Annotated in this window: 10 protein-coding genes and 1 pseudogene; 1 reads left to right on the top strand and 10 read right to left on the bottom strand. The window is 66.1% G+C overall.

All coding sequences use genetic code 11. The features are described from left to right. Positions 1–183 precede the first annotated feature (183 nt). The 6 genes and pseudogenes from JDV76_RS09030 to JDV76_RS09005 form a co-directional block, all read right to left on the bottom strand. Positions 184–4,812, bottom strand: a complete 4,629-nt coding sequence (locus tag JDV76_RS09030; protein ID WP_198736567.1) for a hypothetical protein — start codon at positions 4,810–4,812, stop codon at positions 184–186. A 4-nt stretch (positions 4,813–4,816) separates the two neighbouring features. Then, positions 4,817–5,689 carry a DUF4132 domain-containing protein gene (locus JDV76_RS09025; RefSeq protein WP_198736566.1) on the bottom strand — a complete coding sequence of 291 codons (873 nt, stop codon included), beginning with the start codon at positions 5,687–5,689 and terminating at the stop codon, positions 4,817–4,819. A gap of 149 nt (positions 5,690–5,838) precedes the next feature. Next, positions 5,839–7,641, bottom strand: coding sequence for an alkaline phosphatase D family protein (locus tag JDV76_RS09020; RefSeq protein ID WP_198736565.1), 1,803 nt, complete (start codon positions 7,639–7,641; stop codon positions 5,839–5,841). Positions 7,642–7,916: 275 nt separating this feature from the next. Further along, the gene (locus JDV76_RS09015; RefSeq protein WP_198736564.1) at positions 7,917–8,396 is read right to left on the bottom strand and encodes a glutathione peroxidase; all 480 of its coding nucleotides are present in this window, start codon (positions 8,394–8,396) and stop codon (positions 7,917–7,919) included. A 212-nt stretch (positions 8,397–8,608) separates the two neighbouring features. Beyond that, positions 8,609–8,851, bottom strand: a pseudogene (locus JDV76_RS09010) (cation:dicarboxylate symporter family transporter); the annotation flags it as partial. A 234-nt stretch (positions 8,852–9,085) separates the two neighbouring features. Then, on the bottom strand, positions 9,086–11,236 hold the full coding sequence (locus JDV76_RS09005; RefSeq protein ID WP_198736563.1) for a S9 family peptidase: 2,151 nt from the start codon (positions 11,234–11,236) through the stop codon (positions 9,086–9,088). 417 nt (positions 11,237–11,653) lie between these two features. Here JDV76_RS09005 and JDV76_RS09000 point away from each other — a divergent pair, with 417 nt between their 5' ends. Next, positions 11,654–13,348 carry an SLC13 family permease gene (locus JDV76_RS09000; RefSeq protein WP_198736562.1) on the top strand — a complete coding sequence of 565 codons (1,695 nt, stop codon included), beginning with the start codon at positions 11,654–11,656 and terminating at the stop codon, positions 13,346–13,348. Positions 13,349–13,599: 251 nt separating this feature from the next. On the opposite strand, the gene JDV76_RS08995 is transcribed toward JDV76_RS09000, so the two are convergent. The 4 genes from JDV76_RS08995 to purB form a co-directional block, all read right to left on the bottom strand. Continuing rightward, positions 13,600–14,493: a phosphoribosylaminoimidazolesuccinocarboxamide synthase gene (locus JDV76_RS08995; protein WP_198736561.1), complete on the bottom strand. Its 894-nt coding sequence runs from the start codon at positions 14,491–14,493 to the stop codon at positions 13,600–13,602. A gap of 11 nt (positions 14,494–14,504) precedes the next feature. Continuing rightward, entirely contained in the window at positions 14,505–17,003 is a 2,499-nt protein-coding gene (locus tag JDV76_RS08990; protein WP_198736560.1) for a bifunctional lysylphosphatidylglycerol flippase/synthetase MprF, read from the bottom strand. Next, positions 17,003–18,265 (bottom strand): alpha/beta hydrolase, encoded by a 1,263-nt coding sequence (locus tag JDV76_RS08985; RefSeq protein WP_198736559.1) that lies wholly within the window; start codon positions 18,263–18,265, stop codon positions 17,003–17,005. The genes JDV76_RS08990 and JDV76_RS08985 overlap by 1 nt, the downstream gene beginning before the upstream one ends. 81 nt (positions 18,266–18,346) lie before the next feature. Further along, complete coding sequence (gene purB / locus JDV76_RS08980; protein WP_198736558.1) at positions 18,347–19,804, bottom strand: adenylosuccinate lyase; 1,458 nt, start codon at positions 19,802–19,804, stop codon at positions 18,347–18,349. Positions 19,805–19,813: the final 9 nt, after the last annotated feature.

Below are 19,813 nucleotides of genomic sequence, written 5' to 3'. Positions count from 1 at the left end.
CCCCGAGGGTCGTGCACCTCGTGGCGCGCGTGCGCCAGTGGATCGGCCCGAGTATTCCCCACGGTCATCGCCCACCGGCGCATCTCAGGTACGTCCCGCGTGCGACGCAGATGCAGTCACCGCAGTCCGTGGAGTGAACCACACACCGGATTGCCGGGACGCGGAGTATCACGGTCGCCGCGCCTACCGGCGCTTCCGGCGGTAAGGGGTGGCGCGGAGTTCGGTGTAGCCGGGTTCGTCACCACCCTGGATGCGTTCCCACACATCAAGGTAGAGCTCCGCCGGGGGCATGACCTGCGGACAACCGGCGATCATGCCGCGCACGCGGTGATCCTCCCACAGCAGATGGTGGGGAGCCTTCCACACCTCCATCGGGCGATCGGGGCTGGACGCCTCCATCCAGCCCCCGGGCAGGAACCTCGTCCGGTTGGCACCCTTGCGCTTGGCCTCGATCACTAGTCCCCGCTGCAGCAACTCGGTGGCGGCTGCGTCGAGAGCTTTCCTGGTCCACCCGTTGAGTTCCCGGATGACCTTGTCGTCGGGAGCGGTCAACGCGAGGAGCTCCAGCCAGTAGCGGGCCGCGTCCGTGCCCAGTCCCCTCGCATCCGCAACCTCCTGCACCAGGTGTGGGACAGCCACCGCCGGATCCCACCGGCGCGGGTCCGGAGGGAAGCCTCCGGACTCGAGCCAGCTGATGAGGTCGTCCATGCCGCCGGCTGCAACGATCCGGGCGAGAACGGGGACGGGTTGATCGTCCACCAGCGTCCAGCTGTTGTCGGCGAGCCCGGGGATCGGGACCTGCCGGTCCCATTCCCTCCGTAGGGTATCGGGGCGTTCCCGCACCCAGTCTGCGGCCGACCTCATCTGGCAGGCGATCCAGGCGGCCTCGTCGGCACTGATGGAACACTCGACCGCGATAGTGATCAGCAGCCCGAGATAGCCATCGCGGACACCGGTATCGTCGACGACCTCCTCGCCACGCAGCAGCCGGCGAATGGTCCGCTCGTCGGGGTCGGTCTGCCTCCCGACGAGAAGGTCCAGGTCCGAGTCAGTCAGTCGGACCGCAGGTTCACCAAGGACACGGCCGATCGCCGCGCTTACCCCATCGGTGTCTGGGTGTCCGGTGGTGATTTCCGTGGGGTTGTCGGGGTTGACGGCGGCTGCGAGGATCGCGGCGCACTCCTCGGGTTCGAACTGGGCGATGATCTCGCGGACCGTCTTCGACTGCTGCACGGTCAGTCCCAGCAGGGCACGCTGCTCTTTCGTCTCCCGGTGAGTGGGTGGAAGGGGTGCGCCGAGGAGCCGGAGCAGGACCTGGGCGGGAACGGCGGAGTCCCGGGCGATGGTGTCAGCACTGGCCCGGAGCGTATCCAGTCGGCCCGTCGTATTCTGGGAGTCCTGCGCATCGACGGCGTCAAGCACTGCGGTGAGGGCGGCCGCCTCCAGGGAAGTGTCCGCACTGTCCCCCAGGTCCACTCCCATCCAGTGCCGCTTGTCCACCGGCGCGAGCAGGACGATTCGGTCCCCGCGGCCGGTTGATCCGGTGCAGTTGTGGTCGTACCTGTAGCTGATGACGGCGCAGTCGTCGTGCCACCCCTCGTACAGGGTCTCGGTGGACTCCACGGCATCGGCCGGAACCTCGACGTAGCGCCAGCCGTTGCACACCAAACCGGCCTTCAGCAGCGAACGGACGAACACCGCGGCCTCGCGACGCAGCTCCGGCGACAGACACGGCGCGGCGACGAGGGCGGCGAGCACCCGCTCGTTACCGATGAAGCCGATACCCCAGTTGATGCGGTCCCATTCCTCGTAGCCGTAGCTGTGCAACTCATTTCTCTGGATGACGCACCCCAGGTTCGTGAGGAGTGCCCCGTAGTTGTTGAGCCCGCCACCACCGGTCCCCAGATACCCGTGGATGTAGGCGTCGAGATCCTCGCTGATATCGGGAACCCGGAAATGCCTGTCGACCGGGGGGTGGATCTCGTTCATCGCCTGCGCCAGTTCCGCGCTGCGGCACACGAGCCCGTCGATGGCGTCGATGACCACCGTGTCCCGGACGCCGAGACGCTCAGCGATGAGTTCCCGCCGGTGACCGGGGTTGAGATCGTCGTCGAGCAGCGGGGCGACGTCGTCCGCAGTAACCGTGCGCAGGCTGGCGCTGAGTATCTCATCACGGGCGGAAAGGAAGTGGAGACAGGTGTCCGGGAGATGGTCGAGGTAGCTCTGTCGGCCGTCTCCCTCACAACTCTGCGGGAGGCGGTGGCCGGTGACCGCGTCGATGAAGCCGTCTGCACAATTGACGACTACTCCACCTCCCGGGCGGGCGATCGCCGTGGTCGGGCTGAGCCGCCGGTCCCGGGGAATACGGAATGTCCCCAGTGGGCCGATGATGTGGTGGTACCGACCGTGATCCACGGGGAAGTTCAGGTGCCAGCCACCGCAGTGCCCGGTGAGGCTGTCCGCTGTGGTGCCGGTGATGGGCAGACAGGTGGAGTACTCCAGCCTGTGCACCGTATCCCAGTCCGCGTCGGGGTCGCCTGAGAACTCCCACACCGCGGGCGGGAGAACACCCAGGTCGAGGTCACCGACGGGGCCGCCGAGTTCGGTGAGGCGTTCGGGCCAGTATCGTAGGTCGATCTCCCCGCATCTTTCCCCGGTCCGGGGATCGAAGCTCGGGCAGGCGTGATGCACCAGGGACCGCACGCCGACGACAGCCGACGGGGTGACCAGCACGGGTGACTGCCAGCGACCGGCGGTGACGTCACCGTCGGTGATCAGTCCGTTCGCGGTGATCCGACCGGTGCCGATCTCCCAGCTGGCCGAACCCTCCACCGACGTGACGAGCTCCCCGGTGTCGTGCCCCGCATCGTCGCCGCTCCAGAAGACACTCTCCTCGTGCGCGTGGCGGGCTTTGTAGCTGACCCGGACACGCCCGCCCACCGTCCGCACGCCGACGACCTTGCCGACCTCCCCGGGTACCCGCAACTCACGCACTATGCCGTCGGCGTCGAATACCACGACGAACCCACCGCAGCTGACGGCGTGCAGCGGCCAGCTCTCGTGGATTTCCAGGGGGTCGGACTCCCAACTCCCGGGCACGGTGCGGCGGGTGTCGGTGCCTGCGGCGAGGGCGCGGACGCGCTCCACCGCCTCCTCCAGGGCGGGGAAGGTGTACTCCACCGCAAGCCCCAAACGGAGCGCCGCCGCGACCTCCTCGGCCCGGTCGAAGGCGAAGATCCGCTCGATCGCTCCGGGGTTGAACTCGTCGATCCTCGGGTTCCGCAGCCGCTGCACCGGTCCGTCGACGAATCGCTCGAGCGCCTCAAAGCTACCGGCGGCGGCCGCGCGCTCGGCGGCGAAGTCGTCCAACCGCATGTTCAGCAACGTGGTTGCGCCCGGGTGGCCGAGCACGGTGTCGGCGTGATGCGCGAGGAAACCGGGATCGAGGCTCCGGGCGGCGACGGGCCCGAGAACCGGGTCGGCGGCGAGGTGGCTCAGATCTCTGCGCGATTGTCCGGCCTCCTCGTGTTCTCCCCCCAGCCAGCACAACCACGGTTCGTTCAGGGAGTCGGCCCGGACCGAATCGTAGAAAGACCGGGGTGGGAAGACCACTCCAGCGGCGCACAGCGCGTCAAGGAGGTCGAGACTGAGGTTCCACAGGCCGCGGGAACCGCTTCGCCTGCCCGCGAGTGCGTCGTGGCCTGCGTCAATGGTCTCGATCAGGTGTGGGGTGGCGGGTACTTCTCCGGCCGCACCACCGCGAAGCTCGTCGACCAGGCGGAGGATCAGGTCACCTGTGGCGAGGGGGTCGGTCGTGACTGTCCGCCAAATCCCGCTGTCCCGGAGCAGGATGAGGTAATCGTCAACACCGAGTTCGCGGGGGCGCGCCTCGAGTAACCACGACGCCGCCTCCGGGTGTCGCCCGATGTAGCTGATCAGGGAATCTCGTACGGCATCGAAGAATCCCGCCGGCGCACGGCGCACCGCCACGAGCCCGACTATGCGCTCCAGCAGCGCCTCATCCACCCGGTCGGGACTCAATCCCGCAGCGGCACCGACATCGCGGAGATCGCGGGCGAGATCGGCGTAGGGCGGTTGCCCGCCGACGGCGATCCGGGCGGTGTTGAGTTCGAGCAGATAGTCGAAGGCGTCGCGGGGGTCCGCGAAACGCCCGACGGCGCCCTCGGCTTCGGCGGTCAGCTCGCGAGCACCCACAATGCCCAGGGACGAGAACTCGGTGAATACGGCGCGGTGGCGGGCGGGGTCCACGGGGATGCCGTGGGTGCGTTCGATCTCACGGGCACGGCCGAAGAACTGCAGGGCCAGCGCGTCGTTGCCGACGTCATGGAGGATCCGCGCGATCTCCTCGAAAAGCGGCGGAACGAAGTGGGGAGCCGACGCCGTGAGGTCGGCGGCGAGCGCCTCGAAGCGCTTCTTCACGTCCCCGGGCCGCGAATGCGCCACCCGGCGCGCCCATTCGACGTCGCCCACGAGGTGCAGGGCTTCTCGGGCATTGTCCGGGTCCACGAGAATCGGCCACGCGGGGAAACCGATCGCCGTTGGCCGTACCTGTCCAGCTCCGGTCGTGCGTGTGCGAGAGAATCCCTGGGCTGCAAGGGCGGTATCTTCGGCCTCCAGCAGGGGCTCCGCGACGAGCCGCACGATGGTGTGCGTGGGCGAGGCGTAGGTCGCGGCCACCAGGGGGACCGACCGGGCGTTGGCGGGTGGTTCCGCATCCGGGGGCAGGATCGCACCACGGCGGAGTTCGGAGTCGACGGCGTGCGGGGTGGACATCATTTCTCTGTCGGTCATGGCACTACCATCCATCAATCTCGGTTTCCAGAGTGCCACCGGCGTAGATGTACCGCCCCATGCGGATCGCCTCGGAGTAGGCGACGGGTCCGACATCCTCCGGGCTGATCGTCCGACCGTCACGTTCGAAGTACAGGTAGTCGAGGTCCGCACCATCGTCGAGGCCATCAGTCCGGATTTCGAGGACCGCGGTGGTCAGTACACCTGATTCCCCCACCGTGACGCGGACACCGTCGAGGCTGGCCACGAACCCGGCGTCACGAGCACGTTCCAACAGGTCGGAGGTTTCTTCGTACATAGCGTCTGCATAGGCGCCGAGGGAGGCCCGCAGCGTCTCCTCGTCCTCGGGCCTGGGATGGACCTCGCGGAACAACTGTTCGATGTTCTGGTGGATTCCCGAGTCGATGGCGAGCTCGCGCCAGGCGGCGATTCCGGGTATCTCGGCCGGGTGGGGAAAGGTCAGCGTCCCAGTGCCGGTGACGGCCACGGTGACGCTCCCGCTATCCGGGCTGAGCACGTGCAGCCCACGGTCATCGACGTCACGCAGCAGGCCGGTAACGGTGCCGGAGCGAATGACGAGATCGGTCAGCCAGTGGCGCCAGGCCTCGTCCTCCCAGACGGCCTCGATCAGGGCGAGAGGAACCTCCTCGCCGTTCAGGAACCAGCCGAGCACCGTCGACTGGCATCTTTCGTCGTGTCGGGCAAGTAACTCGCGGGTGGCGCTGAGTATGTTGAACGCCTCCGTTTTTCGCACCTTCGCGGGAATCGTCTTCAGCGGTCTTCCGCAGGCGTTGCGACAGCGGATCTCCCCGCCGTCCAGTGCCAGCTGGTAGCCGTCGGCGTCTATCCACTGCGGTTCGCGGGTTCTGTCACTCATGGGGATCCCTCAATCCGGGAAGGTCCGGGGCCGCACCACGACTACGCGTCCCCGGGAGCGGCGCCGTGACTATTCCTCTGCGAAAAACACTACATCGGCAGCTCACCTGCAGTCACCGTTGTTTCGACCGCAGGTACCCCCTCTTTTTCTCACCCGAACGCGGAGCGGTCCGCGTCGACGGGGGCATCCACCCGGTAGATGCCGGGGCGTCCCGCCGCGGTGGCATAGCTCTGCGCCCAATAGGAGGTGGCATCCGGATCGAGGACGGTGGCGGTGTGGAACCAGTCGGCCTGGGTGCGTTCGCGCGTGATGTCGACGCAGAGGTAACCGTGGTAGCGCAGGTCGATCCACTTGAACCAGGGGTCGAGATCCCTCAGGGTCTGCTGCGCGGGCTCCATCGCGGGCGCCGTAACGGCCTCGTACGCGCGGTCCTTCGTGACGGTGTCGAAGACGGAGGCGCCCGTGATCGACGGCGCGACGAACTCCGTGGCGACGGCCTCCCCGCCGCGCATCCGGCGGTAGGTGAAGGCGTCGCGGGGGATGTCGGCGGCCCACGAAGTGTGGATGTCGCCGGTGAGGAATACCACATCGGTCCGTCCGGCGGCGACGAGCGCGTCGATGAGGCGTTGACGTTCGGCCATGTAACCGTCCCATTGGTCGGTGTTCACTGCCAGTCCGTTGGGCGGGATTCCGAGCTGATTGACCAGCCAGTCATGGATAATGGGGTCGAGGGTGTCGGGGATGGTCAGCGGTGCGAACATCACCTCGTTTCCGATCATCTGCCACTGGGCGGTCGAGGTGGTCACCGCGTCGCTCAACCAGTCGAACTGGGTCTGCCCGAGCATGGAACGGGAGTCACGGCCGACCGCGCGGAGGAAATCCGGGTCGGTGACATTCGCCAGTCCCTGTTCGACCTGGACGTCCCGGTAGCTGCGCAGATCGGGGATGATCAGTTCCATGAGGCTGCCCCACCGCAGGGTGCGGTAGAGGTGCCGGTCATCTGCGGCCCCCTGCGTGCGCACCGGCATCCACTCGAAATAGGCGCGGGTCGCCGCCGACTTGAGCGCGGCGAACTCGGGGCCGGACCACTCGTTGTCGCCCGTAGCACCGGCCCGCCAGGTATTGTCTGCGAACTCGTGGTCGTCCCAGATGCAGACCATCGGTTTCGCGGCGTGCAGGTCGGCGAGGTGGGGATCCCGGTGATAGCACCCCTGCCGGATCCGGTAATCCGCGAGACTCACCGTACGGTGCGGCGGCTGGACGGGCCGGACGACGGTGCCGTATGTCCCGGTGTATCCGCCGGTCTCGTACTCGTAGGTGTAGTCCCCGAGGTGCAGGACAAACTCAATGTCCTCGCGGGCGGCCATGTCCCGGTAGCCGAGAAAGTGCCCGGCCTCGTAGTTGGCGCAACTGGTGACACCGAAGCAGACGTTGGCGTTGTGGTCGAAGCGTCCCGGCGCAGTCCGGGTGCGTCCCGTCCGGGAGACAGAACCCGCGGCGGGGCCGTCGAGGACGGTGAAGCGGTAGAAGTAGGTTGTCGCGGGTGTCAGGCCGGTGACGTCGATCTTCACCGTGTGGTCGAACGCGGCGCTCGTGTGTTCGCCGCCGCTGCGGACGATGCGGCTGAAGCCGGGGTCGAGGGCCACTTCCCACCGCACGGTGGTGATGTCGCCGAGGCCGGATCCCGGGGTCGCCTCGGGTGTGGGGGTCACGCGGGTCCAGATGATGACAGCATCCGGAAGGGGGTCCCCGGAGGCGACGGAGTGGAGGAAGGCGGGATTTCCCGGCGTCCCAGGATCCGCATGTGCGGCTGCCGGGCTCGATGCGAGCCGCGCTCCCGCGAGCGCCGCGCCGGTGAGGGCAGTGCTCTTGAGGAAAGTGCGGCGTCCGAGGCCGCGGTTGACGGCTCCGGTGACGGCTGGGCTGGGTGAAGGACGTGCGGCGTGCTGCATTCTCGGGTCCCCTGGGCTGATCCGGCGGGTGGCGACCCCGGGCCCTGATCCGCCCGGGGGTACCGCAGCACGGTAACAACCTCAGGTGACCGACACTTGGGGGTTCCTGCAGGTCAGGTAAATATCCCGGGTGGTTTCACCGGGATGCCTGCGATATTTCACCGGAGTTTCACCAGCCCGCCAGCGCAGGGTCACCGCATGGGGGTGCGCCCGAGGCGGACCTCGGGGCGTGCGGTGACGTTCGGCGCCAGCCGCGGCGCACCCCGGGGACCGGATCAGACGGGGAGATGCTGCTCAATCAGTTCGATGATCTCGTCATCCTCCGGTTCGGTCCGGGGGTCGAAGCGCCCGAGAACCTCTCCCGCCTCATCGACGACGAACTTCTCGAAGTTCCAGGAGATGTCCGCCCCACCGGTCTCCTTCTTGAGGAAGGTGTACAGCGGGTGCTCGTTCGCCCCATTCACGTCCGTCTTGGCGAGCAGCGGGAAGGACACTCCGTACGTCGAGGAGCAGAACTCGGCGATCCCCCCGGCGTCACCCGGCTCCTGCGCGCCGAACTGGTTGCAGGGGACACCGATGACGAAGAAGCCGCGCATGCGGAACTCGTCATAGACGTCCTGCAGCCCCTCGTACTGTCCGGTCAGACCGCACTCGCTGGCGGTGTTGACGATGAGCAGGACGTGACCGGCCCAGTCGGCCATGGTGGTGTCCCGGCCGTCGAGCGTGGTCACGGGAATGTCGTGGAGGGAACTCATACCGAACAAGTCTAGTGGCTCCGGTATGTGTCCAGGTCCACCTGCGGGGTGGGCTGGAGCCGTTCCGTGGCGGGGTTGACCACGGTCGGGTTCTTCAGGCCGACGGTGTCGTCCACCTCGGATTCGATGTAGGGGATCTTCCCGTCGAGGACGTCGTGGACGCGCTGACTGTCGATCGTCCCGGTCCAACGGCCGACGAGGAGGGTGTCCACGGCGTTGCCGACGGAGGCGGCCGCACGGACGGAGCCGATGCCGATGGTGCAGAAGATCACCGGGGAGATCATCCTCTTGATCAGGGACACGAACACCGTGCCGACGACCTTGAAACCGGCGGCGGCCTCGGGGGCGATTAGGCCGAAGGCGATGCCCGCGATGACGGCGACGATGACCGCGATGTAGAGCCAGTGGGTGCTGCCCTTCTTCGTCTTTGGCGCGGCGATACGCGGGCCGGAGATTCACTCCGGCTAGTGGTGGGTTGGTGCGTGGCCGGAGTGCACCCGGCGATGTGGTGACAATACGCCCACGACCACCCCGATCTACAGCCTGCTCAGACCCGGCAGCAAAAACGCTGTATTCAGGGGGTATATCAGAAAATACCCCTGCCCTACAGCCCCTCAAACACCCCCATGCGGGACCGGCGCCATCACGCCACCCGGGCACGACCGGATGCCGGTACCCGTCCCTCCGGGCTACTCGGTGCGGCCCGTCGCCTGGTTGATCAGCCAGGCATACTCGAACGCGGTCTGCCGCCAGCGCTCGTAGCGGCCGGAGACCCCACCGTGCCCAGCGGACATCTCAGTGCGGAGCAGGAAATCACCCGACGTCGCGGTGACGCGGAGTTTCGCTATCCACTTCGCCGGTTCGACGTAGAGCACTCGGGTGTCGTTCAGCGAGGTCACGGCGAGGATGTTCGGATAGGGCTTGGCCTCGATGTTCTCGTAGGGGGCGTAGGAGGCCATGTATTCGTACGCGGCCTTATCGTGCAGCGGGTCGCCCCACTCCTCCCACTCGGTGACGGTGAGTGGCAGTTCCGGCATCAGCATGCTGGTCAGGGGGTCGACGAACGGCACAACGGCCTCGATCGCCCGGAACCGGTCGCCGCCCATGTTCGCGACCGCGCCCATGAGCAGGCCGCCCGCAGATCCACCGAGGGCGACGAGCTGATCGCGGGTGGTCACGCGTCGATCCAGGAGGTCGTCCGCGACGTCGATGAAGTCGGTGAAGGTGTTCTTCTTCGACATCGTCTTGCCGTTGTCGTACCAGAGGCGGCCCATCTCCCCGCCGCCGCGGATGTGGGCGAAGGCGGTGATCATGCCGCGGTCGAGCATCGACAGCCACGACACCGAGAAGCCGGGGTCCATGGAGGATTCATAGGATCCGTACCCGTAGAGCAGGGTGGGGTTCGGGCGGGTCAGGTCGAGATCGGTGCGGTGCAGGAGGGACACGGGGATCCGGGCGCCGTCGCGTGCGGTGACCCACAGGCGGGTCGCCGTGTAGTCCCGCGGGTCGTAGCCGCCGCGGACCTCCTGTTCCTTCAGTAGCACCCGTTCACCGGTGGCGACGGTGTAGTTGTACAGCTGGGCCGGGGTGACGAAGGAGGTGTAGCTGAGCCGGATGACGGGGGCGTCCCACTCGGGTTGTCCACCGGCGCCGACGCTGCTCAGTTCCTCGTCGAAGCGGATCTCCTCGAAGGTGCCGTACCCGTCGGTTCCGTCGAGCCGCATGACCGCGACGCGGCCGATGGCGCCGGCGCGGTAGGCCAGGACGATGAAGTCACGGTAGGTATCGACGCCCTCGATGCGGACGTCGTCGCGGTGCGGAACCAGCTGCCGGAGGGAGCGCAGGTCGATGAGCCCACCGACGGCGCACTCCCCGACGGCGAAGTTCGGGCCGTCGGCGTTGTGGGTAATCAGCCAACGATCCTCACCTCCGATGACGGCATGGTCGACGTCATACTCGATGCCGTTTTCGCGCGGGAGCAGACACCGAAACTCCCCCGTCGGGTCGTCCATATCCAGCACCCAGGTCTCGCTCGTGGTCTTGGAACCGGTACTGATGAGCACGAACTTCTGACTGCGGGAAGTTCCGACGCCGGTCCAGAACCGCTCGTCTGGCTCGTGGAACACGCGCACGTCCTCCTCCGTCGGGGTGCCGACCCGGTGACGCCAAACGGAGTCCGGCCGCCAGGCGTCGTCGACGCGCTGGTAGAAGATGTAGTCCTCCCCTACCCAGGTCGCGCCGTAGGAGATGCCCTCCAGCCGGTCGTCGAGGAGTTTCCCCGTCTGCAGGTCCTTGATCCGGAGGGTGAAGCGTTCGTCACCTGCGGTGTCCACCGAGTAGGCAAGGTAGCGGCCCGAGCGGGTCACACTCGACGCCCCGAGGGCGAAGAACTCGTGCCCCTCGGCAAGTTCGTTGCAGTCGAGGATGACCGTCTCCCCCTTGAGCGTCCCGTCCTCGGGGATGACCGGCGGCACCCAAGCGTCGGCCCCAGGGTCCGCGGGCACCCGGCAGGAGATACCGTAGCTCGACCCCTCGACGGTCCGCCCGAAGTACCACCACTCACCGGCACGGGTGGGAACGGACATGTCCGTCTCCTTCACCCGGGACTTGATCTCAGTGAAGACGTTCTTCCGCAGGACATCCAGGTCGGCAGTCATCGCATCGGTGTAGGCGTTCTCCGCACGCAGATGGTCGAGGGTCTCCGATGATTCCTTGTCCCGCAGCCACTCGTAGTCATCGACGAGCCGGTGTCCGTGATACTCGCGGACGACAGGATGCCGGGCGGCGAGCGGCGGTCGTACGGTTTTCGGGCGTGTTGCTCCGGATTCTGCATTGTCCATTTCGTTGATGCTACTCGCGCACCGCTGGCCCCGCGTTCCCGGAACAGGCCCCGCGGAACAGCCCGGAGGAGGAGGGGCATTTCCCGCCGTATCCGTCAGTTCGGGCTATTGACCGTACTGGTGAATCCACCCCCTCAAACCACCCCCTATTTTCTGGGTCAGGACGGAACTGACCACTGTTTTCGTCGCTCACGGGAGAGCTGAAACATAGTGCCACAACGATTGTTAACGAATGAACACGTCCGCCCGCTACATTTAAGTCGAGTACCGTCTCGTACCGAACGCAGACGGAGTGCCTGCGGGTCAGCGGTGAAAAGCATGATCCGGGTGAACATCCCCGGAGTCCCGCCAACCACGGACGATCAAACCACCCCCTCGCAGGTACCCCCTGTGACATACACAGTTGAAAGAGGCACCATGTCCAAACCGATCGACAACATCGGTGAACACGAATCCATCGTGTCCCACCCCTACCTCTCAGCGAAGTCCCACGGTGACGTCGACCCGTTCGAGCACCACGACATCGGCCCCGGTGCACCCCACGAATCTCCGGGACAGCAGGCGGAAGCCGTCGAACGCAACGAACTGATCCGGCAGCGGGCCGGACTCGTCGGCGGCGTGCTCCTCGCGATCCTGATCTACTGGATCATGCCGAATGACACCACCACCCACGAGATGCGGGCAACCGCGGCGATCGCGACCCTCATGGGCATCTGGTGGATGACTGAAGCCATCCCGATCCCCATCACCGCGCTCCTGCCCCTCGTCCTCTTCCCGGCTTTCAACGTCGCCAAGATCAAGGACTTCTCCGGCGCCTACACCCAGGACGTCATCTTCCTGTTCATGGGTGGCTTCATGCTCGCGCTCGCCATGCAGCGGTGGAACTTGCACCGTAGGATCTCGCTGCACATCGTCCGTGCGATGGGCACCTCCTCATCGACGATCATCCTCGGTTTCATGCTCGCCACGGGGTTCCTGTCGATGTGGGTCTCCAACACGGCGACAGCCGTGATGATGCTCCCGATCGGTGTTTCTGTCCTGACCCTGATCAACGACAGCCTGGACGCCGACAAGAAGCGGGAACTCGGTGAGGACCCCGACGCCCTCGACGATTCCGAAGGTGGCCCCGCAGAGCCACCGAAGACGAACTTCGGTATCGCACTCATGCTCGGCATCGCCTATGCCGCGTCCATCGGTTCCCTCGGCACGATCATCGGTACCCCACCGAACACACTGCTCGCCGGCTACATGTCCGAACAGGGTCGCCCCATCAGCTTCGGCGAATGGATGCTCGTCGGTGTGCCCCTCGCGGTGGTCCTGCTTCTCGCCTGCTGGCTCCTGCTCGTCAAGGTTGTGTTCAAACCGGAGATCGACCACATTCCGGGTGGACGCGAGGTGATGCAGAAAGAACTCAAGGCGATGGGCCCGATGTCCTCCGGTGAACGTCTCGTCGGCATCGTCTTCGTCTTCGCGGCCGTCGCCTGGATCGCCGTTCCCCTCGTCTTCAAGGGCACGACCTTCGCGTCAAACTTCAGCTCCGCCGTCATCGCGATGATCGTCGGCATCATTCTGTTCATCATTCCGGCGGACCTGAAGAAGGGCACTCCGCTGCTCGACTGGCACACCGCCCTCGAACTTCCCTGGGGTGTTCTCCTGCTGTTCGGTGGCGGACTCGCCCTGTCCACCCAGTTCTCCGCCACGGACCTGTCCCTGTGGATCGGTGAACGCGTCGGTGCCCTGGAGAACCTGCCCATCGTTCTCCTCGTCCTCGTCCTCGGTGCGGTCGTTCTCGTCCTCACCGAGTTCACCTCCAACACCGCGACGGCCGCGACCTTCCTCCCCGTCGTCGGCGGAGTCGCCATCGGCCTCGGCATGAACCAGATGTACCTGGCCATTCCGGTTGCCCTGGCTGCCACCTCCGCGTTCATGCTCCCGGTGGCGACACCACCGAACGCCATCGCCTACGGTTCCGGATACGTCACCATGAACAACATGCTGAAGGCCGGAATCTGGCTCAATGTCATCGCGCTGTTCCTCATCACCATCATCGTGATGACGCTGGGTGTGGCCGTGTTCGATCTCAACAGCCCGCTGCCCGTACCCGTCGGCTGAGGTAGCCTCACCCACCGGCTCCGACGACAAAGACGACGACGCCCGCCCCGTGCGATCGGGGGGCGGGCGTCCTCGTCTGCGCTTCCTCAGTACCGAACTTCGGGGACCAGGGGAATCGCGGCGAGTGCGGTGGCACCGGTAGCTGGCGGTCGGTTCCGGGAGCTCAGCCGTCACACGTGATTCACATGCTGCTGACCGCTGGCGTGCACCCCGACCTCGACGTCGGGGTGGTTGGGAAAACGGACAACAAGTCAGACGCAGCAGCCGATCCAGTTACCGAACTTCTGACCGGACACCCGCTCATACGCCTCAATGTAACGCTCACGGGTCGCCTCGACGACCCCACCGGGAAGCGGCGGAGGCTGCGTATTCGAGGACTTGTCCCAGCCGGACTTCGGCCCGGTGAGCCAGTTGCGCACGAACTGTTTATCGAAACTCGGTTGGACCTTCCCCTCCTCGTAGACATCCGCAGGCCAGTACCGGGAGGAATCCGGGGTGAGGACCTCGTCCGCGAGGACAAGATGGCCGTTCTCGTCGACACCGAACTCGAGCTTGGTATCCGCGAGAATCAAGTCATGCTCGAGAGCGAGCTCCGCGGCCCGAGTGTAGATGGCCAGGGTCGCGTCACGCAGCTCCGTCGCGCGGGCTTCACCGAGACGCTCGGCAACCTCCTCGAAGGTGACGTTCTCGTCGTGATCACCGAACTCGGCCTTGGTGGCCGGGGTGAAGATCGGGTGCGGGAGACGCGAGGACTCCCGCAGCCCCTCGGGAAGCTCGATTCCGCAGACAGCACCGGTTTCCTGGTACTCGGTCAGCGCCGAGCCGGTGAGGTAACCACGGGCCACGCATTCGAAGGGGATCATCTCCAGCTTCTTGCACACGAGGGCCCGCCCAAGGACCTCCTCCGGGATCCGCTCATCGTCGATGGGACCCGCGAGGTGATTCGGGAAGTCGATGGCGTCGAAGAACCAGACCGTCATCGCCGTCAGGATGCGGCCCTTGTCGGGAATCTCTGTGTCGAGGACGTAGTCGTATGCGGAGATACGGTCAGACACGACCATCAGCAGGTTATCCTCGTCGATCTCGTAGATCTCGCGGACCTTTCCGGCTGAGAGATGGTTGTACTGGGAGAGTTCGGGGCGCATGTCGACACAGTCTAGCCCTGCGCCCATACCCGCGCCACGTGAACGGCCTGACTGATCTCCATCTGTGGCACATAGCACCGCCCGACCGCCACAGCAATCGACGGCAGCGCCAGTTCATCCCGATAGCAGAGGTACCAGGACTCGTGGCGGGGATGGAACTTCGACTTGAATGCAGCCAGCGACTTGAACCCGTAGAGGGGCTCCAGGAACGCGCCAACACGATCCAGCACGGCAGTAACGCCGCCGGTGTCCACTCCCCCCGTATGGGCGAGGGGCGCCCCCGAGAGTGAGATCCACTCGAGCCCGTCAGCCTGGGCCTGCAGCATGGTCTCTGCGATGAGGAACTCGACGACCGGCCGAAATCCTTCGGTGTCGCGGCGCATGAAGTCCAGCATCCTCCCGACGACCCGCCCGTCGCGGCGGACCGGCAACCAACTCGTCACCCCGTGCACCCGGTCGTCGTCGTCGAGAGCGAGCATCAAGGCGACATCCGGTGCCACGATCTCGTTGATGCCGCCCAGGGTGAAGCCCATCTCAGGCAGCGCCTTGTCCGCGACCCATTCCTCACTCAGCTCGATGATCTGGTCCCGCATCCCGGGGCCGAGTTCATTCCACGAGGTCCATTCCGCCCGGATCCCCTCTTTCCCGGCGCGGTTCCTCGCGGTGCGGACATCCTGAAACTTCTTGCCGCGGAACTCCACGGCGGTGGTGTCACAGACAGCTTCCGAGGCCACCTGCACCGACCGGAAGTCCGCGGAAGCACGGGCTTCCGCGAACCCGGCGCGGACCGAGTACCAGGCGACCCTGCGCCCACGGGTCGCGGCAAAGTCCTCGAACCGACGGGCGAGATCCTGCGGATCCGAGGCACCCGCCACGACCGGTTCCCCGACTGTGACGGCGACATCAGCATGCACCCGGTAAGCCACGTAGCCGTCGTCAGTGACGAAGTACCGGTTGCCGGGCCAGAGCGTCATCGCGGAGAGATGGTCGCCGGTGCCCGCATCCAGTAGCTCCGCCGCTCGTTTCCGGTTCCGGGTGTCTTCCGGGTCCCCGGTGGAGGTGATCGCGATGAACAGACAGAGTGCCACACCCGCCCAGAAGACGACGCCGATCCAGACGGACAGCACCCAACTCAGCTCACCCACGGGCACCAGCTCATGGTCGATGTTGTCGCCGAGCACCGGCGGGATGTAGTGCAGCAACCAGGACCGCAGGACCGACGGGAGATCCGCTCGCGGAAGGAAGTCGTTCCGGAGCGCTAATGCACCCAGGATCCAGGCCATCCCGGTTCCGAGGAGCAGTAGCAGGGTCCTCCGAGCCAGGGCGTGTACCGCGCCGCGGTGCACGCGCACACGGAAGAGCCGACGGTACCGGATGAGTAGCGCAAGGATCACGATCCATGGCAGGACGACACCGGCGAGATTCGACCAGGCGTACAGTCTTCCGCCGAACTCCTCGAGAAGCGTCAGCATCTCGAGGGTCAAGACTACGACGGTCGCGGACAGAGTGAGCACGGCGACACCGAATGCCAGTCGGCGTCCCCTCGCGATCCCGAGAGCAATGACGGCCATGAGAATGACCGGAAGCTGGTTGAGCAGGAACGGGCCGAGCCCCGACTCCCGCAGTTCATTCGTCGCCTCGGCGCAGGCCATCGAGGCCGGCTGTGCACCGCAGATCTCGAGGGCATGCCGCGGGCTGACCCCCGGGTCGAAGGTCAGGACCGCCACCCCGGACAAGGGGCCAGCGGAGTCTGGGTTGAGCCCGGCGACGAACGGACCGACCGCCACGGCGAGCATCGCGATCGCGAGCAGGGTGCGGCTCTCCCGGAAAGAGATAGACCCCGGACGGAGGGAGCGCTCCACCAGCCACTGCCCGATGAGCAGGCCGATGATCACAGCCGCGAGGCGCACGAAGTCGGCGACGATTCCCGAATAGAGGAACAGGGTGAGGGAGAACGCGAGGACGACGGCCCTGACCCGACGCCTCCAGAGCGCCTTCATCGAGGCCGAGGCGAACGCTGCGGTTCCGAACACCCAGGACACCGGCGTGAGAGTGTGCTGACCGTCGAGGATCTCACCCCAGTGACTGTCGGTGATGACGACCATCTGTGCCGCGGTAAGCCCGACGATCACCGCGAACGCCTGAATGACGACCGCTGCGATGGCGTACCTGTAGCTCCCGAGGCGACGCTCCGCCAACAGCCCCAGGGACACCAGTGTCAGGGATCCGAGGAGCACCGTCGACAGCGTCGGTCCGGTCAGCCCCGCGGTGAGGACCGCCCAGGGATGAAGGCTCGGGGCGGCCGCGCCAAACGCCTCCTCCAACGCGTCCCCGTCGCCCCGCCAGATGATGAACAACAGCCAGTTGATGATGAGCGCGACGAGGGTGATCGGCGCACTGATGAGGAGGTTTCCCGCCCAGTGGATACCGGTCGACGCAGTGCGCACGGCACTACGCCCCACGGTGCGCGGCGTGTTCCGCCGTTGTGCTTCCTGTTTCCCGCCGGCCATCAGCTCAGACCTCCCCGCTGAGCCGCGAAGTCGAGGGTCTCCCGGAACGCGTTGCGCCATGTCTTGTAGTCGTGGCTTCCGTGGACCGTGAAGAACTCGGTTTGCATACCCGCATCGCTCGTCACCTTCTGCATTGTCTTCAGGTCCCCGATCGCCTCGTGATCGTCCTCACCGGCGACGAATCTCCCGGCGATCCCGGTGTAGGCGGTGGAGCCCTCCCTGATGGCCTCGGCCAGCTGATCCGCGGGGTTCGCCCGGATGAAGGAGAGTTCGCTGCCGCCGAAGTACTCGTCCACGGTTTCCTTGTGGTTGCCGGTGCCGAGTTCAGCTTGCCCCGAGTAGTTGAGGAAGGTGCCGTAGGAGTTCGGATGGTTGACCAGAACCTGCAGCGAGCACGTTCCGCCGTAGCTCAGTCCACCGATCGTCCACCGGGATTGGTCGGGGTCGACCCGGAGTTTCTCCCGGATCCCCGCGGGAACGTCGACGGCGAGCCAGGTCTGGACCTGTCCGCGCTCACCGTTGATGCACAGCGGGTTCGCGCCGAAGCTCCCGGTACCATCCACGCTGATCACGATCGGGGTGACTCCGCCGTGTCGGGCCTGATAGTCCGCGAGGGTATCACTGGCGCCGCCTGCATTAAACCACTGATCCGGAGCACCAGGGTTCCCGGCGAGGAGCACGATGACGGGGAGCTTGAGGTCCGGATCGGAGAAGTACGCCGGCGGGATCCAGGCGATCGCGTCCCGGTGCGTGAACTTCGATTCGGTGGCGTCCAGCGGGAGTGTGACCAGGGCCGCGGCATCGTGGCCCTTGATCTTCGGTGTCTCCGTCCGGTCCCGGAAGTCCGCGTAGGTCATCTCTACCGCGACGGGAGTCGGATCGAGGGACCGGAGTGTGGGGTAGCTCTGGTAGATCTGGTTAACCACCGCCGCGGTCGCCACCACCCCGAGCACCGCCGGGATGACCAGGATCAGCCGCCTGCCCTTCTGCAGCACTAGGGCGGCGATGACGAAGAACGCCACCGCCCCGGCGAGATAGATCCGGAACGGCAGCGAGTCCGGGAACGGCCTCCAGACGTGTTCGATGATCAGCCAGGAGAGGACCGCGAGCGCGAGGCCCGTGACGGCCGCCCACAGGGTCCGGCGCCTGAGTCCTGGTCTGCGGGCTCCCACGGCCGCGAGGACAGCGGCTGCCGCGAGGATGAAAATGGTCACCGCGGCAGCGGTGGACCCCGTGATCGGGATGGCGGGTAGTTCGGTCATGCGGACGAATCTATCGTGTCGAGCCACGAACGTGCTTGCGGGATCCTGTCAGTCAGCTGTGGAACGGCGTGCCAACAGCTGTCAGAGGATCTCACCGGGGCGGTAGGCAGCCGCCACGGGATACCGGTTGACTAGGTCCTGGATCCGGGTGAGGACCCTGGATACCTGGCTCTCCGCGGCACCGATGAACGCGTGCCGGTCAGCTAGTGCCTCGACAAGCTGCGCCCGGTCAAGGGGAAGCCGATCATCTGCGGCCAGCCGGTCAACCAGATCCTGGTCCCCGCCGTTTTCCCGCATGTTGAGGGCGCAGGCCACGGCGTTGTCCTTGATCACCTCGTGGGCGGTCTCCCGACCGAGCCCCGCACGGACAGCGGCCATGAGGATGCGGGTGGTGGCGAGGAATGGGAGGTAGCGCTCCAGCTCCCGGTCGATCATCGCGGGGAACGCCCCGAACTCATCGAGGACGGTGAGGAAGGTCTCGAACTGTCCATCGAGCGCGAAGAAAGCGTCGGGCAGCGCGACCCGGCGGACGACGGAGCAGAACACGTCCCCCTCGTTCCACTGCTGACCGGAGAGGTCCGCGAGCATCGTGAGATAACCACGGAGGATGATCTGCAGTCCGCCGACGCGCTCGCAGGAACGGGCGTTCATCTTGTGTGGCATGGCGGAGGAACCGACCTGGCCCTCCTTAAAGCCCTCGGTGACGGTCTCATTGCCCGCCATCAGCCGAATGGTGTGCGCCAGGGACGAGGGGCCTGCACCCAGCTGGACGAGCGCGGAGACCGCATCAAAGTCGAGGGAACGCGGGTAGACCTGACCGACCGAGTCGAAGACACGGGAAAAGCCGAGGTGATCGGCGATCCGGGTCTCCAGGGAAGCGAGCTTGGTCTCGTTGCCCCCCATGAGATCGAGCATGTCCTGAGCGGTACCCATCGGGCCCTTGATGCCACGCAGCGGGTAGCGGGCGAGCAGGCCCTCGGTGCGTTCGACGGCGACGAGCATCTCGTCCGCGGCGGAGGCGAACCGCTTGCCGAGTGTGGTGGCTTGGGCCGCGACGTTGTGGGAGCGCCCGGCCATGACGACCGACTGGTATTCCGCGGCGCGTTCACCGATGCGCGCGATCACCGCAACGGCCTTGTCACGAACGAGCTCGAGGGAGCGGTGGATCTGGAGTTGTTCCACGTTCTCGGTCAGATCCCTGCTGGTCATGCCCTTGTGGATCTGCTCGTGTCCGGCGAGGGCGTTGAACTCCTCGATGCGGGCCTTCACGTCGTGTCGGGTGACGCGCTCACGATCGGCGATCGACTCCAGATCGACCCGGTCGATCACCTTCTCGTACGCGGCGATGGCATCGGCTGGGATGTCCACCCCGAGGTCCTTCTGGGCCTTCATGACCGCGATCCAGAGCTGGCGCTCCATGATGATCTTGGCTTCCGGACTCCACAGGTTGGTCAGCTCGGTGGACGCGTAGCGGGTGGACAGGACGTTGGCGATCTTCTTCTTTGCGGGCACGCGGCCATTATCGCACGCCGGGATCATCAGTTCCGC

The sequence above is a fragment of the Corynebacterium marambiense genome (assembly GCF_016342275.1).
GTDB classification, from domain to species: Bacteria; Actinomycetota; Actinomycetes; order Mycobacteriales; family Mycobacteriaceae; genus Corynebacterium; species Corynebacterium marambiense.
Note: the sequence above shows the minus strand (reverse complement) of the source record. Positions and strands in the feature narration are given on the sequence as shown.